The following is a 24,871-nucleotide window of genomic DNA, read 5'->3' on the forward strand; positions in this document are numbered from 1 at the left end:
CGCTCCCTCCCCCGAAGCTTCCAGTCTAAGTGGTCAGCGGGACGGGTGTGCCGCCACCTCCGACCAGCGTCTCGGCGAGCAGCTCGGCGAACGCAAGAGGATGCTCGGCCAGACCGACATGCCCGCCGGGGAACTCGACGAAGCGGCTGCCGCTGCCGGTGTGCCGGGCGAGGAACTGCGCTGTGTGGTGCAGGAGTTGTCCGTGGGAATCGGCGCCTGCGGCGAGGGCGAGGCGGGCGGCGGAGGCGGTGAGCGCGGGGAGGTCGGGGGCGTACGAGGTGAACTGCCGCAGGACATGGGCGAGGAAGACGGCCATCGGGACGCCCAACTCCTCCTCACGTGAGAGGGGTTGACCCGACGGGTTTTCCTCCGGCTCCTGTCCCGCCAGCACGGCGCCCAGCCGAACGGCTGCCGCCTGCAGCCCGGCGGCGCGATAAGTGTCGTACACCTCCCGGAACATGGCCTGCAGGCGTGCCCCGTCCGGGAGCACCCCCACGCACGGTGGCTCGTGCGCGACGACGTGGCTCAGCCGTTCAGGGTGGCGGGCGAGCAGGTCGAGGGCGGCGATACCGCCGGAACTGGTCCCGAAGACGTAGGCGGACTCGCCCTCGGCGAGAACCTCGTCGAGGACGCGGTGCGCCCCGTCGCTCCACTCCTCCACCTGCTGGTCGCCGACGGGTTCTCCGAGCCGCCCGTGGGCGAGTCCGAGGGGGTCGTACGTCACGACGGTGAAGCGGTCGGCGAGCACGTCCGTCATCGGGGCGAATCCCATGGGGTGCCCGGCACCGCCGGGGACGATCAGCAGGACGGGCCCCTTGCCGCGTACGTCGTAGTGCAGGTCCTCAGCCATTGCTGTGCTCCTCGCTGTTCTTCTTGCTGTTCTTCTTGCTGTTGTTCTCCCGGGGCCAGTTCTCGAGCGTCACATGCAGGGCGTCGACGGCCTTGTCCCAGGACTTCTGCACATCGCGTGCGGCGCCGAAGCCGCCGGTGGCCTCCAGGGCGCAGTAGCCGTGGAAGGTGCTGCGCAACAGGCGGACGGCATCGGTGAGATCGGGTTCCTCGAGGCCGTAGGCGCGGAGCATGCCGTAGGTGATCTCGGCGGTGCGGCGGAAGTCGGGAGAGGCGGCGATCAGGGCCTGGTCCATACGGATCTGGGTGGCGGCGTACCGCCCGGGCCGCTCCAGCGCGTACTCCCGGTAGGCACCGGCGAAGGCGGCCAGCGCGTCCTTGCCGGCACGTCCCGCGACCGCGACGGCGATACGGTCGATCAACTCGGCGCCCGCGAACAGCGCGAGGCGCGTGCGGAGGTCGTCGAGGTTCCTGACGTGCGAGTAGAGGCTCGCGTCCTTCACACCGAAGTGGCGCCCCAGGGCGGACAGGGTGACGTTCTCGAAGCCGACCTCGTCGGCGAGGTCGGCTGCCGCCGCGACGACACGGGCGGGGGTCAGGCCGGCTCTGACCATGGATGCGACCTCCGAAGTCTGATGGTTCCCGGGAGCTCGTTCCTAGGGCTCCTAGGAAGAAAGCTAGTAAGCCCAGCCAGTTCTTGGCGACCGAATTACCTCCCGTGTCACAGGCGGCCGGGCTGTCTCGTCCCAGGTCTCGAAGACAGGCTGAAGACAGGCTTCGGGATCAGGAAGGTGATGGTCATGCGGGTGTTCGTGGCAGGCGGGAGCGGGGTCCTCGGGCGGCGGCTGGTGGGGCAGTTGGTGGCCCGGGGGCATCAGGTGACGGCGACGACGACGAGTCCGGCCAAGCTGGACCTGCTGAGGCAGCTGGGCGCCGAAGGGGTCGTGATGGACGGGCTGGATGCCGTGTCGGTCGGCCAGGCGGTGGCCGGGGCCCGGCCGGAGGTGATCGTGCACCAGATGACGGGCCTTTCCGAGGGGCACGCCGGCAAGCCCGACATGAGGAAGGCCGAGCGGTTCTTCGCCACCACCAACCGGCTCCGCACCGAGGGGATCGACCATCTGCTGGCCGCTGCCGAGGCCACCGGCGTCTCCCACGTCGTCGCGCAGAGCCACGCCAGCTTCAACGGGAACCGCGAGGGCGGCTGGATCAAGACCGAGGAGGAGCCGCTGCAGGTGGTGGAGGGGACCAAGGCGATCAGCCACCTCGAGAACGCCGTGGTGGGGGCGGGCGGCGCGGCCCTGCGCTACGGCGCGTTCTACGGGCCGGGCGCCAACGACGACCAGGTCAGGATGGTGCGCAAGCGGATGTTCCCGCTCGTCGGGGGCGGCACCGGCTACACCTCGTGGGTGCATCTCGACGATGCGGCGAGCGCCACCGTCCTGGCCGTGGAGCAGAAGGCCATGGGTGTCTTCAACATCGTCGACGACGAGCCGGCACCGGTCCGTGAGTGGCTGCCCTACCTTGCGCAGTGTGCCGGTGCCAAACCGCCGCGGCGGCTCCCGGCGTGGCTGGCGCGGCTGCTGGCCGGCGAGATGGTGGTCGGGATGATGACCGAGGGCCGCGGCTTCTCCAACGCCAAGGCGAGGCGGGAGCTGGGCTGGGAACCGCGGTACCCGTCGTGGCGCCAGGGGTTCCGCGAGGAGTTGGCGTGATCACCGCCCACTGTGGACGGTGCCGAGCTCTCCGACCGCCGCCCGTACGTGCTGCGGGTCCCGACCGGCTCCGGCGCAGCGCCACACGGGCCGCCCCTCCGCCTCGCCCAGATGCATCCCGAGGTCGTGCACGGTGCACACCGGCCAGGCCTGCCACAGGCACTCGGTGAGGGTGTCCTGCGCCGCCTCGGCGACGGCGGCGACGGCGGCAAGGGCGGTGAGGGGTTCCTTGCGGGGGGAGTCGGGGAAGCCTGCCCACAGCTCGTTGCCCCACCACTCCCCGTTGGGCAGGGTGACGTACACGTTCTCCGGTTCGCCCTCCTCCCAGTGCGGCAGGGCCATCAGCCGGAGCGGCCCCTGATCCGGCAGGGTCGCGGCGACGTCCCGGTTGACCACGGCGAGGGCCTCGTCCAGCGCGGGGTACTCGCCGGGCTGGACCTGACGGGGCGTGGGGTTGTCGAAGGGCGTGTACATGGCCCCATCCTGTGCGGCGAGTGCCACCCCGCCTATGTGAATGTGACCTACGGCACATCACTTGGGAGGCGCATCAAGTCACGTTCGCGCAAACGGCGTTCGAAGTTCTTCGCTTTCGGTGGATGCGCAGTTCGGCAGGGGTGGCGCATGAGGCGCGAGGGCTGGCGTGCCATGGCGGTGCGCGCCTGTGAATTCGCCCCTGCCCAACAGTCAGCGGAAAGCTACCCTCCGTTAGAAAGATCTGTTCGAAGGACTGCACGTTTCCCGGGTCGCGTCCGCTTATCTGTTTCCCAGAGCAACGAGGCTCTAGGTGCCAGGCCCGTCCAGTGCGGGGGACCGGGCGGTAACGGCACTGTCCGAAAGAGAAGGAAAACAGTCACTGTGAACTACGACGTAGTCAGCCTCGTGCTGGCCTTCGCCGCCGTGGCGCGCTCGTACGCGCCCGACGTGTGGTTCTTAGTGCGGCGTCTGCTCGGCGCCGGAGTCCGCGTCGGGGCCCTCGCCCTGAGCGAACAGCAGCCTCCCCCCGCTCCGACACCCCCCGCCCCGGCCTCCTGGAGCGAAGGAGGCCACCGATGACCGGCCCGCAACCCGATCCCGCAGGACGCACGAGGCGCAGTTCCGACTTCGTCATGCCGCCCGAGTTCTGGGACTTCCACGCCCGCTACGACCGCGCGTGCTTCGAGTACAGCCGCATCCACCTCGGCGGCAACGCCCTCGCAGCCCGTCGGCTGGTCAACCGCACCTTCCTGTACCTGGCCACGATCTGGCCCCGCCTGGAGGCCATGGAGAATCCCGGCGCCTACGCCTGGGCGCTGTTCAAGCAGCGCGTCCACGGCGAACTCACCGCCCAGGGCCGCAGCCCCGCCACGACCGAGACCCTTGCCTTCGGGCGGGCCATCCGCGCGGCCAGCGCGCCCCTGCTCGGTGCCTTCCGCAGCGCCTTCCAGGCCGAGTACGGAGAGGAGATCGCCGAACTCGAGGAAGGGCTCGGCCTGTTCCGGCAGATGTCACGGCTGAGCGAGCGCCAGTTCGACGTGATCCTGCTGCGTGACGTGCTCGAGTTCGACACCAAGGACACGGCGCTGATCATGGGCATCCGTGAGGCCACCGTCCGGTCCACCCGGCGCACCGCGATCCACCGGCTCGCGACCGCCATGGGATACCGGGCCGAGAACGCCACCGCTGCGGACACCGCCGACGAAGAGAAGGAGTGACCCACCCGTGAACCGCACCCCGCGCAGCATCGAGGAGGCCCTGCGCCGTTCCTGCGTCTTCCGGGGCGAGTACAGCTACGCCGACCTGGAAGCCGCCCGGCACGACCTTGCCCGCGACCTGCACGAGCTGCGCTGGATGCGGTTCCTCAACACCGCCGCGCACTGCGGCCACACCGCCGGGGCCAAGCCGCCCCCGGCCGCCCTGCACGAACAGGCGGCGCACGACCTGCGCCTGCTGTGCCGCGGCACCGTCCACCACCACGGTGCCGCCCGCCGCATCACCGCTTTCGACACCGACCGCGACCCCGACGGCGCCCTCACCTTCGCCTGTCTGCTGTACCTCGCCGACCAGGAGGAGGGCGCCCAGTTCTGGTGGCGCTACACCGCAGGCTCCGGCAATGTCACCGCCGCCCTGTGCCTGTATCTGCTCCATCTGCGCTGCGGTGACATGCGTGACGCCCAGCACTGGGCCGACCAGATCCACCGCCTCAACAGCCTCGACTGGGCCAGCTACACACCCGTGGCGCACCATGCCGACACCACCCCTCACGCCTGCGACGGCCCGGGCGTCCGCTACACGCTTCCTCCCGTGCCGTCGGCCGTCTCCGAACGGGCCGTCAAGAACGCGGTCGACGAGCTCGAGGCGCCGTACGACGGAGGCCTCGGCCCCGTCCCGCAGCCCATTCCCGCGCTCGCCGACCACTGGGACGACCTGGTCACCGCGTGAACGGCGGCCGAGCGTGGCTCAGGCGTTCGGATGTCATCCCTGGGCCGTCGCCGACGGAAAATCGGTTGCCGGGGAGGGAGACCGGCATAGGGTTGCCGGGCCCAGGGGGAGCACGAGGTGGCGAGGGGGGAGCGCGTGACGCGCGAGGCGCGCAGGCAGGAAGGCGAGCCGGACAGCGGTGACGGAGAGCGCGACATCCGGAAGCCGGAGAGCAGCGCTCCCGAGACCACACCCCTCACCGCTCGACCCCTGTGGCGGCAACGGGACTTCGGTATCTTCTGGACCGCCCAGACCCTGTCCGTCCTCGGCGACTCCTTCGCTCTGATCGCCCTGCCCCTGCTCGTCCTCCAGGCCACCGGGTCGGTCGCGCGCATGGGTCTGCTGACGGCGGCGGGCTCGGCCGCCGCCGTCCTCGCGGCGGTGTTCGCCGGGGTCGTGGTGGACCGTGCCGACCGCCGCAGACTCCTCATCGCCTGCGACCTCGTACGGATGCTGCTGTACGGACTGATCCCCGTCGTGTGGTTGTTCGGCCCGCAGCTGTGGCTGCTGTACGTGGTGCTGCCGCTGTGCGAGGCCGTCGGCACGTTCTTCGCCGTCGGCTACGTCACCGTCGTCCGCAGCCTGGTCGACAGCGACCGGCTGACGGAGGCCAACGGGCGCCTGAACGCCACGGCCGCCGGAGCCGGGGTACTGGGACCGCTGGGCGCGGGACTCGTGGCCGCCTGGACCGGGCCGGCCGCCGCCGTCGGCGTGGACGCGGCGAGCTTCGGGGTGTCGGCGGCCTGCATGCTCCTCGTACGCTTCCGCGCGCGCCCCGCCGACGACCGGCCACCCGAGCGCACCGGCCTCTGGCGGGATCTGCGCACGGGGGTGTCCTTCCTGTACGGCCATCCGGTCCTGCGGTCCCTCACCGCCCTTCTCTTCGTCTTCAGCTTCCTCACTCTCGGCCTGACCGACCTGGTCATCTACCACCTCAAGCACGACCTCGGCCGCGACGACGGCACGGTCGGCACCGTCATGGCCTGCGGCGCGCTCGGCACCATCACCGGTGCCCTGCTGGTCGCCCGGATCCGGCGCCGGCTCGGCTTCGGGCGGACCTGGACGGGCGCGGTCGCGGTGTGTGGGCTCACCTTCGCCGGCCTGGGCTGGGCTCGGGACGTACGCGTGGTGGCCGCCCTGGGCGCGGCCTTCCTGGCCTGCATCGCCATCGCCGGCACCTGCTCCATGTCCCTGCGCCAGGAGGTCACCCCCGAGCCCCTGCTCGGCCGTGTCACCTCCGCGTTCTGGACCCTCCACTACTCCGCGGCGCCGATCGGCGCGGCCGTCCTCACGTGGTCCGCGGAACGGCAGGGGACGGCCCCCGTGGGTGTGGTGGCGGGCGGCTGCTGCGTACTGATCGCGGTCGCGGCCCTGTTCACGCCGATACGACGGTCAGGGCGCGGTGGCTGATCGGCATGCGGGCATGCGCATGCGGTGGCTCAGGTGCCCGGCAGCACCTGAGCCACCGTCAGCAGCGCAGCGGCCGGCCCCGGCGCGGGAGGTGGTCGGAACATCGACGACAGGCCGCTGGTGATCGAGGAGACGAGCCCCGGACCACCCGCACGTCGAGCTGGTCCAGTGAACGAGTCCGACGCGTAAACAACCGCAGGCAGGAACTTTCGGGCGGGGGTGCGGACCGGCTACCAGCCGACCTCCGCCCTGCCGCACCCTGGCCGCCGCGGGCAGAGGCCGGGCGCTCCTCATCGCCGCCTCGGCGGACTGCGCCGTTGTGCTGAGCGGTGTGGTGCTCGTCGTCCGTCGCCGCAGGGATTCGCACTGAGCGTCGGACGAAGCGAAAACGAGCAGGAAGGCTGAACCAGCAGCCGGTTCAGCCAACCCTGCCCGTTTCAAAGGGAGTTGTATGTCGGTTTACGGTCGTTCGGCTGCCAGCAGTGCCGGGAATGCTTCGTGCAGGGCCTGGCGCCAGTCGCGGATCGGCTCGATCCCGGCGGCCGCCCATCGGTCGTGGCCGAGGACGCTGTACGCCGGCCGGGGGGCCGGGCGGACGTAGGCGGCGCTGGTGGTGGGGCGGACCCGGTCGGGGTCGGCGCCGAGGAGGCGGAAGATCTCCTGGGTGAGGCCGTGCCAGGTGGTTTCGCCGCCGCTGGTGGCGTGGTAGATCCCGGCGGGGGCGGTGCCCGTCAGTGCGGCGTGTCCGAGGCGGACCAGCCGGTCGGCGAGGTCGAGGGTCCAGGTGGGCTGGCCGCGCTGGTCGTCGACGACGTCGAGGGTGTCCTTGACGCCCTCCAGCTTGATCATCGTACGGACGAAGTTGGGGCCGCCGGCGCCGTAGAGCCAGGCGGTGCGGACGACGTACCCGCGCTCGATTCCGAGGACCGCCTTCTCTCCGGCCAGCTTCGTGCGGCCATAGGCGCTGCGGGGGGCGGTGGGGGCGTCCTCGGCGTACGGCTTGTCTGCGTCGCCGGCGAAGACGTAGTCCGTGGAGACGTGCAGCAGCACGGCCCCGGTGCGGGCGCAGGCCGCGGCCAGGTTCCGGGGACCGTCGCCGTTGATGCGCAGGGCCTCGTTCTCACGGGTCTCGGCGTCGTCGACGGCGGTCCAGGCGGCGCAGTTGACGACGACGGCGGGCCGGTGCTCGGTGACCGCGGCGGTGACGGCGTCGGCGTCGGTGAGGTCCAGCGCCTTGCGGTCGAGGGCGACATACCGCTTCCCCGCCCGGTCCAGCTGGGCCAGGACGTCCTGGCCCAGCATGCCGCCCGCGCCCGTGATCAGCCAGGTGCGGTTGTCGGTCACAGCGCGGCCCGCTCCTTGAGGGGCTCCCACCAGGCGCGGTTGTCGCGGTACCACTGCACGGTCTCGGCGAGGCCTTGCTCGAAGCTCTTTTGGGGCTGGTAGCCGAGTTCTTCGCGGATCTTGGTGCAGTCGACGGAGTAGCGGCGGTCGTGGCCCTTGCGGTCTTCCACGTACTCGACGCTGGTGTCCCAGTCGGCGCCGCAGGCCTTCAGCAGGAGGCCGGTGAGTTCCTTGTTGGACAGTTCGGTGCCGCCGCCGATGTTGTAGACCTCGCCGGGGCGGCCCTTGGTGCGCACGAGCTCGATGCCCTGGACGTGGTCGTCGATGTGCAGCCAGTCGCGGATGTTGCCGCCGTCGCCGTAGAGCGGGACCTTCTTGCCGTCGAGAAGGTTGGTCACGAACAGCGGGATGACCTTCTCGGGGAAGTGGTGGTGCCCGTAGTTGTTGGAGCAGCGGGTCACGCGCACGTCGAGGCCGTGGGTGCGGTGGTAGGACAGCGCGATCAGGTCGCTGGACGCCTTCGCCGAGGAGTAGGGCGAGTTGGGCTGCAGCGGGTGGGTCTCGGGCCAGGAGCCTTCGTCGATGGAGCCGTAGACCTCGTCGGTGGAGATGTGCACGAAGGTCTTGATGCCGGTCCGGTGGGCGGCGTCGATGAGGGTGTGGGTGCCGACCACGTTGGTGCGGACGAACTCGGCGCCGCCGTCGATGGAGCGGTCGACGTGGGACTCGGCGGCGAAGTGGACCACCTGGTCGTGTTCGGCCATCAGCTTGCCGACCAGGTCGGGGTCGCAGATGTCGCCCTGGACGAAGGCGAAGCCGGGGTGGCCCTGTACCTCGTCGAGGTTGGCAAGGTTGCCGGCGTAGGTGAGCTTGTCCAGGACGGTGATCGCCACGTCGCCGGGGCCCTGGGGGCCGAGCAGGGTACGGACGTAGTGGGAGCCGATGAAGCCGGCTCCGCCGGTCACCAGGATTCTCGTGGTCATGAGGAGATCTGTACCTTGCTGTGGTCGCCGAGGACGAATCGGTGGGCTGCGGGGTTGCGGGGCGCGGGGGTGACCTGGACGTTGCGGCCGATGAGGGAGGCCTCGATGCGCCGCACGCCGGTGATGGAGGACTCGCGCAGGACGATGGAGTACTCGACCTCGCTGTCGTCGATGCGGCAGTCCTCGGAGATGGAGGTGAAGGGGCCGATGTAGGAGTCGCTGATCACGGAGCCGGGGCCGATGACGGCGGGGCCGACGATGCGTGAGCCGCGGACCTGGGCGCCGGCGTCGATGCGCACGCGGCCGATGATCTCGCTGGAGGCGTCGACGGTGCCCTCGATGCCCGGCTCGAGGGATTCCAGGACGGAGCGGTTGACCTCGAGCATGTCGGCGACGTTCCCGGTGTCTTTCCAGTAGCCGGAGATGGTCGTCGAGCGGACGTCCTTGCGCTGGTCGATCAGCCACTGGATGGCGTGGGTGATCTCCAGTTCGCCGCGCCAGGAGGGCTCGATGCTGCGGACGGCCTCGTGGATGGCGGGGGTGAAGAGGTACACGCCGACCAGGGCGAGGTCGCTCTTGGGCTGTTTGGGCTTCTCCTCCAGGCCCTTGACGCGGCCGCTCGCGTCGAGTTCGGCGACACCGAACGAGGTCGGGTTGGGCACCCGGGTGAGCAGGATCTGGGCGTCGGGGTGTTCGGTGCGGAACTCGTCGACCAGGCCGGTGATGCCGCCGACGATGAAGTTGTCGCCGAGGTACATGACGAAGTCGTCGTCGCCGAGGAAGTCGCGGGCGATGAGTACCGCGTGGGCGAGGCCGAGCGGCTTGTCCTGGGGGATGTAGGTGACGTTGATGCCGAGCTTCGAGCCGTCACCCACGGCTTCGCGGATCTCTTCGGCGGTGTCGCCGACGATGATCCCGACATCCGTGATGCCGGCGTCGGCGATGGCCTCCAGCCCGTAGAACAGCACGGGCTTGTTGGCGACGGGCACCAGCTGCTTGGCCGATGTGTGGGTAATGGGGCGGAGACGTGTGCCCGAGCCACCAGAGAGAACGAGAGCCTTCATGAGCGGCATCCTAACCGGGGACCTGTCAAGCAACGCGCCGTGTGTTCCGCCACAGTTCTTCAAACCATTCCCCGGATTTTGTGATCCGTTTGTGCCCGGGGCTGCAAGTTTCCGTGCCCTTGGTGTGACCATCACACGTTAGCCTTGTTCGAACGTGTTCTGGGCGGCGTCGTGCGCCGGGCCGTCACGAAGTCACTCCCAGTAACCGAGGCGGAAGAAGACACATGCCCATCAAGGTGAGCGTGGTGATCCCGGTCTACAACCCGGGCAAGTACATCGAGGACTGCATCGCCTCCCTTCTGCGCCAGAGCCTGCCGGACGACGAGTACGAAGCGATCTTCGTCAACGACGGTTCCACCGATGAGACGCCCGGGCGCCTGGACCGGCTGGCCGCCGAGTACCCGCACATGCACGTCATCCACCAGGAAGCGTCAGGCTGGTCGGGCAAGCCGCGCAACGCCGGCATCGCCGCCGCCAAGGGCGAGTACATCCAGTTCGTGGACAACGACGACTGGCTGGGCGACGAGGCCCTGGAACGGATGTACAACTACGGTGTGGAGAACGGCGCCGATGTGATCGTCGGCAAGATGGCCGGTAAGGGCCGTCCGGTCCCGCTGGAGCTGTTCCGCAAGAACCGGCCGCACGCGAACGTCGAGAACGCCCCGCTGATCGACAGCCTCACCCCGCACAAGATGTTCCGCAAGGCCTTCCTGGACAAGCACAACCTCCGCTACATGGAGGGGCGCCGCCGTCTGGAGGACCACGTCTTTGTCACCGAGGCCTATCTGCGGGCCGAGAACGTCGCCGTGCTCAGTGACTATCTGTGCTATTACCACGTCAAGCGGGAGGATGCCTCCAACGCGGGCTTCCAGCGTTTCGACCCAGTCGGCTATTTCAAGAACCTGCGTGAGGCCCTGGATGTCGTCGAGGAGCTGACCGAGCCGGGTCCGCTGCGGGACCGGCTTTTTCGCCGCTGGCTGCGCAACGAGATGGTCGAGCGGATGCGTGGTCAGCGGCTGCTGAAGCTGCCGGAGGACTACCGTCAGGAGCTGTTCGACGAGATCCACAAGGTGGTCGTCGAGCGCTTCGGGCCCGGTGTCGCCGCGGGCATGCAGCCCACGCAGCAGATCGTCGCGGGTCTGATCGCGGCGAACCGGCTCGCCGACGTCGAGGAGTTCGCCCAGTGGGAGTCCGGGATCAAGCCCTCCGGCGTCCTCGAGAACCTCGGCTGGGACAACGGCAGGCTGACGATCGGTTTCACCGCCGAGTACCAGTCGGGCGGTGAGCCCATCACCTTCCGGGCCGAGGGTGACAAGGACCTGCTCGCCCCGCCGCTGCCGAAGACCAGCCTGGACGCCATCGCGCTGCTGGGCGCGGACACCTCCGCCCCGCTGGGCAAGTCCAAGGTGGACCTCGTCGTACGCGAGCGCGCGACGGCGGCGGAGTTCTTCCAGCCCGTCGAGCTGACCCGGGAGAAGGTCGCGGTGGCGGGCCGGGAGGGTTATTTCCGGCAGGTGCTGCGGGCCACCGCCGAGGTCGACCCGCTGTCGGCGGCGAACGGTGCGGGACTGGATGCGGGGATCTGGGATGTCCTCATCCGCATCAGTTCCTGCGGCTGGACCAAGGAGACCCGCCTGGGTTCCGTGCGCGGCGAGGAGGCCGGGCGCGGGCGGCGTGCTGCCGTTGTCGGCTCCCCGGCGCGGCTGGTGTTGCCGTACTGGACCGATCCGCACGGCAACCTCTCGCTCGACGTGGGCCAGAAGACCAACCGGATCTCCTACGAGTTCGCCGGTCTCACCGCCGCCGACGTCACGGTGACAACGGACCCCGGCCGCATCGCTGTTGCCCTGCCCTTCCACGTCCAGGGCGAGAGCGAGGCAGCCCTGAAGCTGACGAGCGCCTCGGCGGGCCGTTCGGTCGACCTCACGGCCACGCTGACCGCCCGCGGCGCAGACAAGGCCGAGCTGAGCGCCGGCCTTCCGCTCGGTGAGCTGGCGGACGGCCAGTGGCGGCTGGAGCTGACCGTGCCCTCGACCGGAGGCGGCAAGCCGGTGGCACTCCCGCTGGCGCTCGATGTCTCCGCGAGTGGTGGTGCCGTGGTCAAGCCGCTCGCGGCCGCTGCCGCCGACCTGGCAGCCAAGGACCCCGCGCGGCGCAAGCCCGCCGCCCGCCCCGCGGAGCCGACGCTGCTGCGCCGCGCCGCGGGCAAGCTCCGTCGAGCCCTGAAGAAGTAACCGAACCACGCGAGGCAAGGATCAATACGTGCGACCACTGGGAATTGAGGGTGCTTGGGTGCTGGAGCCCAAGGTCTTCCCCGACGACCGCGGCAGCTTCCACGAGTGGTTCCGCGGCGCCGAGTTCCGCGATGCCACGGGCCAGGACCTCACCCTCGCGCAGGCCAACTGTTCCGTCTCCAAGCGGGGCACGCTGCGGGGTATTCACTTCGCGGATGTTCCGCCGAGCCAGGCCAAGTACGTCAAGTGCGTGCGCGGCGCGGTCATCGACGTCATCGTCGACATCCGCGTCGGCTCCCCGACCTACAAGCAGTGGGAGGCCGTCCGGCTCGACGACGAGAGCCATCACGCCGTCTATCTGTCGGAGGGCCTCGGTCACGCCTTCTTCGCCCTGACCGACGACGCGACGGTGGTCTACCTCTGCTCCGAGGGCTACGCCCCCGAACGCGAGCACGGCATCCACCCGCTCGACCCGGACCTCGCCATCGAATGGCCCGCCGGCATCGAGCCGCTGCTGTCCCCCAAGGACGAGCAGGCACCGACACTCGCCGAGGCAGAGGCACAGGGCCTGCTCCCGGCGTATGAGGATTGCGTCACATACCGCAGGACTCTCCGCGGCGACTGACAGCCGCTCATGTCTGGAACCGGGCTCTTCCGTAAGAACACGGAAGGGCCCCGTTCTTTTTCCTTTTAGCACCCTTTGGGGAACGCGGAAGGGTCCGCAGCCCTCCTTCTGGGTGACGGAATGACCATGGGTGAGGAAACCGGGGACTGAGTGGCATGGGCTTGACCAGCGAGACGACTGTGTACGTGATGGCGGTGGTGGCCGCTGTTTGTGTGGCGCTGTTGGTCTGGCTGTGGCCACGGCTGGCCCGGCAGAGTGTGGGGCAGGTGCTGGGACGGCTGGCGGCCGTCGGAGTGACCCAGGTGACGATCATCGCGGCGTTCGCGTGCTGGCTGAACTCCTCGTATCAGTTCTTCGGCTCGTGGGGGGAGCTGTTCGGCAGCGTCGACACCGCTCCCGTCGGCATCACGCAGGCGGGCGGCACCAACGACGGCGGGGGCATGACGGGTGTCTCCGTCAAGGGCGCCCTGATACAGCCCGCCGGCGATGAGCAGTTGAGCCGGGTCAGCGGTCTGCCCACCGGCCCCGCGGCGGTCAACGGGCGGGTGGAGTCCGTGAAGGTGATCGGCCGGCGCACCGGCGTGGTCGACCCGGCGTTCGTGTATCTGCCGCCGCAGTACTTCCAAAAGGCCTACCACCGCCAGCGCTTCCCGGTGATCGTCGCGCTCAGCGGCTACCCGGGCAGCATCTTCAACCTCGCGCAGTACCTGCGGGTGTCCCAGACCGCCGGACAGCTGCAAAAGAGCGGCCAGATGCAGCCGACCATCATGGTGATGATCCGGCCCACCATCGCTCCGCCGCGCGACACCGAGTGCGTGAACGTGCCGGGCGGACCGCAGACCGAGACCTTCCTGGCCAAGGACCTGCCCGACGCCCTGAAGGCCAGCTACCGGGTGGGCCACGACGCCAGCGCCTGGGGAGTGATGGGCTACTCCTCCGGCGGCAGCTGCGCCCTGCAACTGACCATGCGCAACCCGCACGTGTACACGACGGCGGGCGCCCTCTCACCCGACTACAAGGTCAAGGACGACCCTACGACCGGCAACCTCTTCGGCAGCGGGCTGGGCCGGGTCAACCGGATCAACGGGCACGACCTGATGTGGCGGCTCAAGCACCTGCCCGTGCCGCAGGTCTCCGTCCTGGTCGCGGACAGCAAACACGGCGAGAAGGGCTACCCGCAGACCCTGGCGTTCATCAAGGCCGTCAAGGCACCCATGCGCGTGGCGTCGATCCTGCCCGAGAACGGCAGCCACAACTTCCCCACCTGGGTACGCGAGATGCCGGCCACCCTGAAGTGGATGAACCAGCAGCTGACCTTCCCCCAGGACGTCGTACCCCGCCACGTCCACAAACCCGGCCGCACCTCGGTGAACGCCTCCGGCCCGGAACCCTCCGAGACCCCCACCCGGCGCAGGTAACGGACGGCTGCTAATCCTTCGGCACCTGGATATCGGTGCTGCTCAGGGTCTGCGGTCTGTCCGTGAAAACCCTCAGTCGTACCCGCAGGTGGGCCCGGTGGGGGAGGGAGTAGCGTCCACCGCTCGCCACCAGTACGTAACGCGCCGACTGGTGCGGGCGCAGCACGGCCGGGCCGCTGCGTACGGTCCAGTACCCGGACGCGCTTTCGCCGGTACTCGACGCGAAGTGGGGGGCCAGTGCGGTGTCACCGGTGTTCGTCGCCAGCAAGGTGAGCCCGCTGATACCGCCTCTGTCCCCCCGGACATCGTTGATCACCAGTCGGATCGGTGGCCCGCTCGCAGCGGCGATGGTCACAGAGACGGCGGCCGGAAGCAGCACGGCCGCTGCCACGGCCACATTGATCGCACGCCGTCGGCCCAGCGGCAAGCGGGGCTGCCAGGCGGACGCGAAGGCGGACCAGGGAGCGGTGGCTGCGGCCGCGACCCACAGCGGGGTCATCATCAGGTAGTAGCCGTCCTGCGACCGCGTGGCCATGTAGAACGCGCACCACGGCAGTACGACGGCGGCCGGGCCCAACCGCCGTACGAACAGCATGAACAGCACGAGCAGTCCGGCGGCCAGCAGCATGCTGCCGTACGAGTAGAAGTCCAGTCGGCTGCTGCCGTTCGAGAAGTAGTAGGACAGGCCCATGATGCCCTGGCCGTGCAGCACCCCGTGCTGGGTGAAAGGCAGGATCAGCCCGGAGATCCAGGCCTTTGGGCTCTGCACGATGAAGTAGGCGTTGGCGGCCAGGGCCACGACCGCAGAGATTGCGGTGAAGCGTGCGACCACCGCGAGAGCGACCCGCCCTGAGAGCTCACCGCGTCGCAATGCGTACAGACCTACCAGCAGGAAAGGAGTCAGAAACCAGGGCAGTTGATGCGTCGCGCATGCGGCGCCGAGAAGCCCTGCGCGAACCACGTCCCAGCGGCGAAGCCGCCCCCCGGCACCGATGGACGGCCAGTGAATGACGACGGGGATGAGCAGGACGAGCGCCGGGATCGCCGGATACCCCATGGCCGCGTACCCCTTGAGCATGGGGAAGCCAAGGCAGACCACCGTCGCCGCCGACCGCCAGGGCACCGGCAGCAGAACCCACAACACTGCTGCGCCGACGATCAGCAGGACTGTCGGGACGAACGTGGCCGCCTTGGCCCCGATCAACGCATATACGGGAGCGTTGAACACCACTGCCAGCGGCGGATACGCGAAGGCGTAGTCAGCACCGCCCGACATGGTCTTCGTGACCGCGACGTGGTGGTGCTGGAACACCCACGGCCACTCCTGCCCGTACACCGCATGCCCGTGCACCAGCTCGTGCGTGGCCTGGGTCATCAGCACCGTCTCGTCGTTCATTCCGCCGCCGAGGGCGTACGAGCACAGCGCCAGGGTGATGGCGACCAGCAGGGCGCCCGCGTCGACGCGCACGAGGGCGCACCGACTGCGTACCGCGAGGGCGAAGATCCCGAGGACCAGGATTCCGGCGTAACTGAGGGTGATGACAAGCCCGATGGCCGGACGTGTCGCAATCGCGGTGTTCCAGTCGGCGCGCGTGCCTATGAACAAGCTGATGACGGCGAGCAGCGTGATCGCGCGGTGCAGCAGTCCCGGGTCAGCCGGTGACGACAGACCCGGACGGCCGGTCGTGGCGGCGGGTACAGCAGCGGCGTCGGTCGTCTGACTCATGCGAGGAGCCCCTTGGGCGAGCGAGCCATGATCAGACGAGGGAGCTCTTGTAGTAAAGACTCGCCATTTTGTCGGTATCGGTGGCTGAGTTTTCCGAGGCGAATCCCATGACCAGTCGGCAGGCGGCCATGTTGCTGGTGTCCGGAATCTGAATGGCAAGACCTTCGGGTTCTCGGTAGTAGAGGCTCTGGCCGGCCTTGGTGAGCTGGCGGTCGCTGACGGACCCGGTGTTCCAGTCGATTCTGGTGATGTACGTATTGCCGTCGGGATTGTTGGGTGTCGTCGTCGTGTTGTTGGCGTACGTGTAGGCGTTTCCGTCGATCATGTACAGGTACTGGCCGAGGCTCGTGAAGCCCTGGAAATCGGAATAGGCGCTACCGGTCGGCTGCGTGACCGTGGCCAGCGGGGTGAACGTGCCGGATTTGAAGGTGGCCAGGTCATAGAGGCTGAACTTGAAGACATTGCTGGCCCGATAGCGCACGGCCAGACGGCTGTTGACCGGGTCGATGGCCACGGTGGTCCGGTCGGCTCCGGAGACCGGACTGAACTTGGTCAGCTGCGATGAACCGGTGGTGAGAACCGCGCCGTTGGCGAATTTGAAACGGGCCAGCTTGGTGCCCCAGCCGTTGGTGTTGTTGTTTGCATCGGTTTCCGCCACGGCGTCGGTCTCGGTCCACAGGTAGGCGCTGTTTCCGGAGGGTTCGGCGGCTATCGAGACGCCATGCCCGAATCCCTTGAGGTACATGCGCCCGATTTCGGCACCGGTGAGGTCCAGACGAGTGACGACCAAGTCGCCGTTGGCCGAACGTTCGGCATTGGTGTATTGGCGGGATTCCCCGGGGAGTTGCCTGTATTCCTGGACGAGGCCGACCGTGTAGATGTGCTTGTTGGCGTTGTCGAAGGAGAAGGACTGCAGGACGCGGACGTCTTGGAGGTCTATCTCCCGCAACAACTCGCTCGACGGTGCGGTGAGGTCGAACTTGGTGGATGTGGCGACGGCCGCGGACGCGGTGCCGCCGGCCAATGCGACGGAGCCGACGGTGGCCGTTCCCAGCATTCCCCCGGTCCATCTCATCAGTTGCCTGCGGCTCATGGTTGCAAGTGCGTCACGCATCCTGTCGACAACCCCCCTGAAATCTCCTTGAGTGAGGGGGGATTGAAGCATCACGTGATCAGTCGACGCCAGACCTGTCTCACAGTGGTTCCCAAAACACGTGAAATGTGATGGACATCACAGAGTGGATCTGTCGTTTGTTGCCATCATCTGTCGATCAATGTCCGTTTCATTGATCTTTCCCTGGCGTTTGGTGGCCGATTAGGTTCCGGATCGCTCTGTGACCGGGCTGTGGTCTTCGCGTGAAGCCACAGGTCGGGCGGGGGCCTTTGAGGGGTTGCCGGGGCGCCGGGATGTTGCGGCCTCTGTGCCATGTCTGGTGGGGGTTGCGCGATGTCGCGGTCGAAGAACCTGGTGCTGCTCGTTTCCGGTGCCTTGATAGCGGGCCTCCTGTCCGGGGTGCCGGCGGCGGCTTCGCCGCAGTCGTCGGCGTCACAGTCGTCGGCGTCGCATGTCACGCGCACGCCGCCGGTGCCGACGCAGTCCGCGGCGGCTGCCCGCAAGGACGAGCCGGACCCGGCCCCCACCAAGCCGGTCAAGTCCAGTTGGCCGAAGGCGACCGGCGCTCTGGTGGACCTCAACGGCGTCAAGCCCGGCAAGGCGCTGGCGGTGGCACCCTCCGGTGCGGTGGTTGATGCGGCCGGGACCAGCGCCGACGCGAAGGCCGCGGTCGTCACGGTCGGCCCGGCGCCCTACCGGGATCTGCTGAACAAGGCTCCGGATCCGGGTTTGTTGGGCGGTTCGGGGGCGGCGAAGGCGAAGTCGGCGGCGCCTGCCTCGGTCGACGTCGAGGTCCTGGACCGCAAGGCGGTGGCTCCGGCGGGCGGTGTCGGACTGGGCGTGCAGCTGACCCGCAAGGACGGTGTCACATCGGCGGGCCTGGTAGAGCTGAGCCTGGACTACTCGGGCTTCAAGAACGCCTACGGCGGTAATTTCGCGTCGCGTGTGCGGCTGGTGAAGTTCCCGGCGTGCGCGCTGACCACGCCGAAGGCCAAGGGATGTTCGCCGGGCGACCGGAAGATCGTGGAGGCGACCAACGACGTCAGGACCGGCACGCTGACGGCGACGGTCCAGGCGGACGGTGACCCGTCGGGCGCTCTGCTGGATCAGCAGCCGCTGAACGGCCTGACCTCGGGTGTGTCGACGCAGTTGGCGCGCTCGGCGCCGCTGGCGGCGACCACCGCCTCGTCGGGGACGGTGTACGCGGTGGCGTCGGGGTCGTCCGGTGATGGGGGAGATTACCGGGCGTCGTCGCTGAGCCCGTCTGGTTCGTGGAACGTCTCCACCGGGTCGGGTGCGTTCACCTACAGCCTGCCGATCCAGCTGCCGAAGCCGCCGGCGGGGTCGGCGCCGGCGCTGTCGTTGTCGTACAACTCGCAGGCGGTGGACGGTCTGACGTCGGCGGACAACACGCAGGCGTCCTGGGCCGGTCTGGGCTGGGATCTGAACGTCGGCTACATCGAGCGCCGTTACCGCAGCTGCCAGAGCGATGGCACCGGCAACGGCACGGTCGGTGACCTGTGCTGGGACTCCCCGAACACGGCGCAGGAGCCGGACGGCGCCATCTATGTGATCAGCCTGAACGGGGTGAACTCCGAGCTGGTGCAGGACAACACCGGTGCGGGTTCGTATCACGTGCAGGACGATCCGGGCTGGCGGGTGCAGCATCTGACCGGCGGGCACGGGGCGGACGACGAGTACTGGGTGATCTCCCAGCAGGACGGGACGCGCTACTACTTCGGCTGGGGCCGCTCGGAGCGCACGGACCCGGACGCGAACTGGGACAAGTACACGCATTCGGTGCTGACGGTGCCGGTGGTGGGCAACAACTCCGGTGAGCCGTGCTTCTCCCAGTTCCCGGAGCCGTGCACGCAGGCCTACCGGTGGAACCTGGACCGGGTGGTGGACGCCAACGAGGTGGAGACCTCGTACTTCTACGAGAAGCAGCAAAACCACTACCGTTCGGTGATCTCCACGGATATGGCGCGGGCGTATGACGCGGCCTCGTATCTGACGCGGATCGAGTACGGGTGGGCGTCGCAGATCCCGGGCGCGCAGCTGCCCGCCGAGGTGACGCTCTCCCATGTGGGCCGGTGTTCGGAGCGGATGACGGAAATGGACCCGCTGAAGAACGCGGTATCGCCCTGCCCGTCGATCTCCGACCACCCGAATTCCTATCCCGACGTGCCGACGGATCTGATCTGTGATGGCACGGCGGCGGACGACTCCTGCAGGAGCATCACCGGGGTGACGTATTCGCCGACGTTCTTCTCCACCGACATGCTGTGGGACATCCACACCTGGGTGCGGGACAACGACGCCTCGGCGTGGGATCCGGCGATGCAGTACCAGATGAAGTACGGCCTGCCCGACCCGTCGGGCACCATCGGGCATCAGCTGTGGCTGGACTATGTGGAGCGCAGAGGGTACGGGGACGGCGACGACATCACGCTGCCGACCATCAACTTCAACGGTGAGTGGAAGGACAACCAGGTCGGCTCCAGCCTGCTCAACTTCCGCCGGGTCAACGAGGTCCACGGCGACCTGGGCTCGTTCGTCGATGTGACCTACGTGCAGCCGGACGCCTGCGACATCAACAACCTCCCGAGTGAGTCGTCCAATACGCAGGACTGTTTCAAGCAGACGTGGACGCCGGAGGGCGATACCACCGAGCACACCGGCTGGTTCAAGAAGTACCTGGTCAGCAAGGTGACTTCGGATGCCGGTGTGGGCAAGGGCGCCGACGACGACGGTGATCCGGTGATGACCGCCACGTATGAGTACCACGGCGGTGCGGCGTGGGCGTTCCCCAACGACCCGCTCACCCCGGACAGCAAGGAGTCGTGGTCGGACTGGCGCGGCTACCAGCAGGTGGAGGTGTTCACCGGCACCAAGGCCAACGCGGCCTCCACGTATTACTGGCTGTATCAGGGCATGGACGGCGACCGCACCGACAAGTCCGACTCCTCCAAGACCCGCAGTGTGAGTGTGACCGACGGAAACGGCACCACCTACGTCGACCATCCCTGGCTGAGCGGCTATGTGCTGGAGTCCAGCCAGCGTGACGGCTCAGGTCAGTCGCACCAGCGTGTCTGGCACGACTACTGGTCCTACGACACGGCCACCTACATTGGGCTGCCCGATGCCCGGTTCGTGCGGGAGTCCAAAACGACAACCGACGAACTGATCTCCGGCGGCGCCTGGCGCGAACACGTCGTCAACAACGTCTTCGACAACTCCTCCTCGACCAGCACCAGCTACGGTCTGCCGGTGCGCACCGAGGACATGGGCGACAGCGCGGTCACGGGCGATCAAAGGTGCACGGTCTACGGCCGGGCCTACAACACTGACACCTTCCCCGACTCCGATGTGAAGCGGTGGATGGTGCTGCCCGACGAGACGATCCACCACTCCACCGACTGCACCAGCCGCAGCGACTCCAACATCGACAGTGACACCATCACCCTGTACGACGGGGCGACGTCGCTGGCCACGGACAAGCCGACCGACGGCAACGTCACCTCCGCGATCACCGACCTCGACGCAACGCACTCCCGCAAGGTCACCAGCACCTACGACAACGCCGGCCGCATCCGGTCCACGACGGACGCCAAGGGCAACGCCACCAACGACCAGGCGAACCACACCACGACCACGACGTATTCGCCGGAAACGTCCTGGCCGACCAGCGGGGTGAAGGTCACCGGCCCGGACCCGGACGGCAACGGCCCAGGCACCGCGCTGTCCACCACATCCTGGTACTCCAGGTTGTGGGGCAGCCCGTACAAGGTCCTGGACGCAAACGGGCAGACCACTCGCATCGACCACGATGCGGTCGGACGCACCTGGAAGGTGTGGCGGCCGACCGAGATGGGCGGCTACGACGCGGGCACCACGCCGTCGATGCGCTTCACCTACACCATCACCACCGCGACCAACTCCGACGGCGTGCCGTATCTGGTCAACCGCACCGACGCGCCGCCGGTGGTCGAGAGCGAGACCCGGCAGTCCGGCAGCACCTACGTGGCCTCCTACGCATACGTGGATGGCCTCGGCCGGACCCGGGAGACCCAGGCGACGGCCCCCGGTACCACGGGACGGACCGTGGTCTCCACCCGGTACGACACCTCGGGCAATGTCACCGGCACCTCGGCCCCGTTCTACAACTCCAGTGGCGCCGGTTCCGGGATGGTGAACCCGACGGTCGCCTCCCTGCCGTCGTACACCGACCTGCTGATCGACTATGCCGGGCGTACCACCCAGTCGCGGATCATGGTCAACGGCAATCCGCAGATCCAGGGCCAGACGATCACCAACTACCACGGTGACTACACCACCACCATGCCGTCGGTGGGGGAGCGGACCAACACCTACACCGACGTGTACGGCCAGACGTCGAAGGTGGTCGAGTTCGGCCCGTCGACCTACACCACCACGTACCAGTACACGGCGACCGGCAAGCTGTCGCAGATCACCGACGCCAAGGGCAACATCACCCGCTACACCTACGACTGGGCCGGCGAGCGCAAGACGACCACGGACCCGGACGCCACCACCGACCCCACCACCAACGCCGGCTCCTCGTCGACCACGTACGACGACAACGGCAACATCCAAACGACGACCGACGCCACCGGTGCCACGGTGACCTACTCGTACGACAACCTGAACCGGCCGCTGACCGTGAGCCAGGGCAGCACGGTGCTGTCCGCCCACACCTATGACACGGCATCGGGCGGCCGGGGCCAGCCCGCGACGGCGACTTCGTACTCCGGTGGCAAGGCATACACCACGGCGGTGAAGGGTTACGACGCGAACGGCCGCGCCACCGGCATCACGGACACGTTGCCCAGCGACGCCATGGGCATGGCCGGCAGCTACACCTACGACTACGGCTACGACGCCGCAGGTCACCAGACCAGCGTTCACTACCCCGCCATGGGCGGCCTGCCTGAGGAGACGGTGACCACCGCCTACGACGGCCTCGGCCTGCCGACCACAGTCACCGGCGTCCTGGGCAGCGGCGGCAACACCACCAACGTCACCTACGTGGATGCCACCAACTTCGACACCCTCGGCCGCCTGACCGGACGCACTTACGGCACCACCGCCACCACCACGACGACCGCGCGGCGCAGCTACGCCTACGACGACGCGACCGGCACCGGCTGGCTGAGCAACATCACCACGACCACCAGCAGCAAGGGCACCGTCCAGAACGACACCTACACGCGTGACGCGGGCGGTCAGACCACGGCGCTGAAGGACAACCTGACCGGTCAGAGCGAGTGCTACACCTACGACGAGCTCAACCGCATCACGAAGGCGTGGACCACCGAAGCCTCCACCGGCTGCACCGGCCCGTTCACCCCGGACCTGACCAGCACCACCCTCTCCCCCTACCAGCAGGACTACACCTACGACGGCATCGGCAACCTGCAGAAGGTCACCAACACCACCTCCTCGGGTGCCAGCGTCCGTGACTATGTCTACCCCGGCTATTCCGCCGACCAGTCGAACTACACCGCGGGCAAGGCCCAGCCGCACGGCGTGACCAGCATCATCACTTCCAGCGGCACGGACACCTACCGCTACGACGCCGACGGGCGGATGAAGTCCCGCACCGAATCCGGCATCTCCACCGACTACGCCTGGAATCCGCTCAGCCAGCTCACCCAGACCACCCTCCACGCCACCGGCGGCGACAAGACCACCGGCTACATCTACGACGCCGACGGCAACCTCCTGGAACGGGCCGCCCCCACCGAGACCGTGCTCTACCTCGGCGGCCAGGAATTCCACAAGGCCACCACCAGCGGCGCCACCCCGATCGGCACCCGCTACTACAACGACGCCACCTCGACCTGCGCCATGCGCGTGGCCGGCACCGGCACCGGCACCCTGACCTGGCTGATGTCCGACCCACAGAACTCCAGCCAACTCACCGTCGCCACCGACACCGGCACCCCCACCCGCCGCCGCTACCTCCCCTTCGGCGCCCAACGCACCGGCTCGCTACCCACCAGCACCGACCGCGGCTTCCTCGGCAAAACCGAAGACGATTCCACCGGCCTCGACATCCTCGGCGCCCGCGCCTACGACCCCACCCTCGGCCGCTTCCTCACCACCGACCCCCTCAGCGCTCCCTACAACCCCCAAGGGCTCAACGCCTACACCTACTCCCTGAATAATCCGACGAACCTCAGCGACCCCACGGGTCTGGAAAGCTGTGGGCTGGAACACTACTGCTCAGGCAGTAACGGCACGTACGGCACCTATCACGCCGAAAACGACCCCGGGTCCAAGAAGTACAAGGGCTCGAGCCACTACTGCGATACGCACAAGTGCTCTGGAGGCGGCGGCTGCAACGGCAGCTGCGTCCAGGCTCTGGACTCCCTTGTCGGCAGCGAGAAATCCGGCATTCACAGAGAGCTGGCCATTCAGCTGCAGAAATACATCCTGGCCACCGCTGGAAACACGCGCCCGTGCACTGCGGGAGCCTCGGTCAACAGCGGTGAAGCCGCCGCATGTAACTACCTCAGCGGCCAGTCTCCGCAGCTCAGCTGGGTGGACCTCTTGGCCCTGTGGGCCGACGGGAAGGGCGATGTGAACAACATCCCCTTCGATGACGGAAGTCCATTGACTCAGGAGCTCATGTTGGACGCGTCCCACACGGCGATAATTGAAAATCTGGCCCGAAAGATCATCGGGGCTGGCTTCGAAGCCTCGGCGAGTGAACTCGGCGGCAGTGCGGATCATGCGGACGCAAAGTCGAACATAGGAAAGGATCTGCTTGGTATGGCTACAGACGGAAAGGCTGGAAGTGAAACTCCCGCCGCCTTCCTCGGTAGCTACAACATTGAGTACCAAGTGATCGCCCAGTCGAAGGAATCTCGTTCCTTCACAGTTGCTTTCGCTTCGTACAACAAGACCGGGGTATCCTCCCTGACACATGCCCCCTTGGTGAAGGATGTTCCTTCCGGTCATGCCTTCGCCAGTATCGCTCAGGAGTTTTACGGGACGGTGACGGTTCGTGTCCAATGACTCCAGTATCGCCGGCCGGGTCGAAGTTGCGACATTGTTGACCAGGACAGCACGACTCGTGGCACTGTCAATCCTGTTCACGTCGTATGTGGCCTTCCTGTGTCAGGAGTTCCCGATTCCGAGTACTCAGGAAGACCTGTTGAAGGCCCTTCGGTCGGACAGGCCCCCGGTGGTCGAGATTGGGTACGACGATCACGGAGTGAAACTGTTCTGGGAGACGGCTCCACTGATCTACCGCGAACTACGCACACATGTACCGGGCGAGTTCGGCGACCGTGAAGTCGCCGCTGTGGAGGAGGCGGTCGCCGCCAAGGCGGACGTGCGCGTCAGGGATCTCCCGTTCCGGGGCCGGCAGACTGACCGCGAACCAGGCGGCCTGAGTGTTCTGCTGCCCGCGAGCTATCCGCTCTTCCTTCGGTCCACCGCCCTGCGTTGGGCTGTGGCCGGTGTGGGCGTGGCCGTGTTGACCGCGGCTTACGCTCTGCCACGCAAATACCAGCGGGTGAAAAACCGTGGGGTGTGGTTCACCGTCTGCCTGACCACCGGGTTCGGATTCTTCACGTTTCTGTGGCTCGAACGTTGTGTGGCTCCCGGTACCGGCGAGCCGACCGAGCTCAAGCCGCGGTACGTGTGGGGGGCGTCGCTCGCGACAGGGGTGGTACTGGCGCTGGGTGGCTGGGGGCTGGTCCGTGTGACGTGGTGGCTGGCAGGGGGGATCTAGGCGGACCAAGGCGCAGGCCCGTGGGACGGTTGATCTCGCTGCCTGCGCAACAAAGGCACAGAGTCGGCACACGTTCGCTACGGTGTTACTTGGGCAGTCGTCCCTGTGGGCGGGCTGACGCCGGTACCGGGAGGCGGTTGATCGGAGTTGGAACGACTCGACGCGGA

The 24,871-nt window shown here is 67.9% G+C and carries 18 protein-coding genes; 10 read left to right on the top strand and 8 right to left on the bottom strand.

Features of this window, described 5'->3' with window-relative positions; all coding sequences use genetic code 11:
* Positions 1 to 25 precede the first annotated feature (25 nt).
* Positions 26 to 850 carry an alpha/beta fold hydrolase gene (locus tag EDD92_RS36375; RefSeq protein ID WP_123968231.1) on the bottom strand — a complete coding sequence of 275 codons (825 nt, stop codon included), beginning with the start codon at positions 848 to 850 and terminating at the stop codon, positions 26 to 28.
* Positions 843 to 1,463 carry a TetR-like C-terminal domain-containing protein gene (locus EDD92_RS36380; RefSeq protein WP_123968232.1) on the bottom strand — a complete coding sequence of 207 codons (621 nt, stop codon included), beginning with the start codon at positions 1,461 to 1,463 and terminating at the stop codon, positions 843 to 845. The genes EDD92_RS36375 and EDD92_RS36380 overlap by 8 nt, the downstream gene beginning before the upstream one ends.
* Positions 1,464 to 1,649: 186 nt before the next feature.
* On the opposite strand from EDD92_RS36380, the gene EDD92_RS36385 reads away from it, so the two are divergent.
* Positions 1,650 to 2,564, top strand: coding sequence for an NAD(P)-dependent oxidoreductase (locus EDD92_RS36385; protein ID WP_123968233.1), 915 nt, complete (start codon positions 1,650 to 1,652; stop codon positions 2,562 to 2,564).
* Here EDD92_RS36385 and EDD92_RS36390 read toward each other — a convergent pair whose 3' ends face one another.
* Positions 2,565 to 3,038, bottom strand: coding sequence for a hypothetical protein (locus tag EDD92_RS36390; protein ID WP_123968234.1), 474 nt, complete (start codon positions 3,036 to 3,038; stop codon positions 2,565 to 2,567).
* A 381-nt stretch (positions 3,039 to 3,419) separates the two neighbouring features.
* Here EDD92_RS36390 and EDD92_RS36395 point away from each other — a divergent pair, with 381 nt between their 5' ends.
* The 4 genes from EDD92_RS36395 (at position 3,420) to EDD92_RS36410 (ending at position 6,431) form a co-directional block, all read left to right on the top strand.
* A complete protein-coding gene (locus EDD92_RS36395; protein WP_123968235.1) occupies positions 3,420 to 3,617 on the top strand; it encodes a hypothetical protein in 198 nt (65 codons plus the stop codon).
* Positions 3,614 to 4,255 (top strand): sigma-70 family RNA polymerase sigma factor, encoded by a 642-nt coding sequence (locus EDD92_RS36400; protein WP_123968236.1) that lies wholly within the window; start codon positions 3,614 to 3,616, stop codon positions 4,253 to 4,255. The genes EDD92_RS36395 and EDD92_RS36400 overlap by 4 nt, the downstream gene beginning before the upstream one ends.
* 7 nt (positions 4,256 to 4,262) lie before the next feature.
* Entirely contained in the window at positions 4,263 to 4,982 is a 720-nt protein-coding gene (locus EDD92_RS36405) for a hypothetical protein (RefSeq protein WP_123968237.1), read from the top strand.
* Between the two features lie 195 nt (positions 4,983 to 5,177).
* A complete protein-coding gene (locus EDD92_RS36410) occupies positions 5,178 to 6,431 on the top strand; it encodes an MFS transporter (RefSeq protein WP_123970700.1) in 1,254 nt (417 codons plus the stop codon).
* Between the two features lie 459 nt (positions 6,432 to 6,890).
* On the opposite strand, the gene rfbD is transcribed toward EDD92_RS36410, so the two are convergent.
* From rfbD to EDD92_RS36425, 3 genes are read right to left on the bottom strand one after another with little or no spacing between them, the layout of a single operon-like run.
* Positions 6,891 to 7,775, bottom strand: a complete 885-nt coding sequence (gene rfbD, locus EDD92_RS36415; protein WP_123968238.1) for a dTDP-4-dehydrorhamnose reductase — start codon at positions 7,773 to 7,775, stop codon at positions 6,891 to 6,893.
* On the bottom strand, positions 7,772 to 8,758 hold the full coding sequence (gene rfbB / locus EDD92_RS36420; protein ID WP_123968239.1) for a dTDP-glucose 4,6-dehydratase: 987 nt from the start codon (positions 8,756 to 8,758) through the stop codon (positions 7,772 to 7,774). The genes rfbD and rfbB overlap by 4 nt, the downstream gene beginning before the upstream one ends.
* The gene (locus EDD92_RS36425) at positions 8,755 to 9,822 is read right to left on the bottom strand and encodes a glucose-1-phosphate thymidylyltransferase (RefSeq protein ID WP_123968240.1); all 1,068 of its coding nucleotides are present in this window, start codon (positions 9,820 to 9,822) and stop codon (positions 8,755 to 8,757) included. Before EDD92_RS36425 ends, rfbB begins: the two co-directional genes overlap by 4 nt.
* A 224-nt stretch (positions 9,823 to 10,046) precedes the next feature.
* Between EDD92_RS36425 and EDD92_RS36430 the strand changes: the two genes are divergently transcribed.
* The 3 genes from EDD92_RS36430 (at position 10,047) to EDD92_RS36440 (ending at position 14,099) form a co-directional block, all read left to right on the top strand.
* Positions 10,047 to 12,056, top strand: coding sequence for a glycosyltransferase (locus tag EDD92_RS36430; RefSeq protein WP_123968241.1), 2,010 nt, complete (start codon positions 10,047 to 10,049; stop codon positions 12,054 to 12,056).
* 28 nt (positions 12,057 to 12,084) lie between these two features.
* A complete protein-coding gene (gene rfbC / locus EDD92_RS36435) occupies positions 12,085 to 12,681 on the top strand; it encodes a dTDP-4-dehydrorhamnose 3,5-epimerase (RefSeq protein ID WP_123968242.1) in 597 nt (198 codons plus the stop codon).
* A gap of 155 nt (positions 12,682 to 12,836) precedes the next feature.
* Positions 12,837 to 14,099: an esterase family protein gene (locus EDD92_RS36440; protein ID WP_123968243.1), complete on the top strand. Its 1,263-nt coding sequence runs from the start codon at positions 12,837 to 12,839 to the stop codon at positions 14,097 to 14,099.
* A gap of 10 nt (positions 14,100 to 14,109) precedes the next feature.
* On the opposite strand, the gene EDD92_RS36445 is transcribed toward EDD92_RS36440, so the two are convergent.
* Together EDD92_RS36445 and EDD92_RS36450 are read right to left on the bottom strand one after the other, a co-directional pair.
* The gene (locus EDD92_RS36445; RefSeq protein ID WP_260326992.1) at positions 14,110 to 15,825 is read right to left on the bottom strand and encodes a hypothetical protein; all 1,716 of its coding nucleotides are present in this window, start codon (positions 15,823 to 15,825) and stop codon (positions 14,110 to 14,112) included.
* Positions 15,826 to 15,856: 31 nt separating this feature from the next.
* Positions 15,857 to 16,882 (bottom strand): Tat pathway signal sequence domain protein, encoded by a 1,026-nt coding sequence (locus EDD92_RS36450; RefSeq protein ID WP_260326993.1) that lies wholly within the window; start codon positions 16,880 to 16,882, stop codon positions 15,857 to 15,859.
* Between the two features lie 390 nt (positions 16,883 to 17,272).
* On the opposite strand from EDD92_RS36450, the gene EDD92_RS36455 reads away from it, so the two are divergent.
* The gene (locus EDD92_RS36455) at positions 17,273 to 23,983 is read left to right on the top strand and encodes an RHS repeat-associated core domain-containing protein (protein WP_123968245.1); all 6,711 of its coding nucleotides are present in this window, start codon (positions 17,273 to 17,275) and stop codon (positions 23,981 to 23,983) included.
* Positions 23,973 to 24,704, top strand: a complete 732-nt coding sequence (locus EDD92_RS36460) for a hypothetical protein (RefSeq protein ID WP_123968246.1) — start codon at positions 23,973 to 23,975, stop codon at positions 24,702 to 24,704. The genes EDD92_RS36455 and EDD92_RS36460 overlap by 11 nt, the downstream gene beginning before the upstream one ends.
* The last annotated feature ends 167 nt before the right edge of the window (positions 24,705 to 24,871 follow it).

Source organism: Streptomyces sp. TLI_185 (assembly GCF_003814765.1).
Taxonomy (GTDB): Bacteria; Actinomycetota; Actinomycetes; order Streptomycetales; family Streptomycetaceae; genus Streptomyces.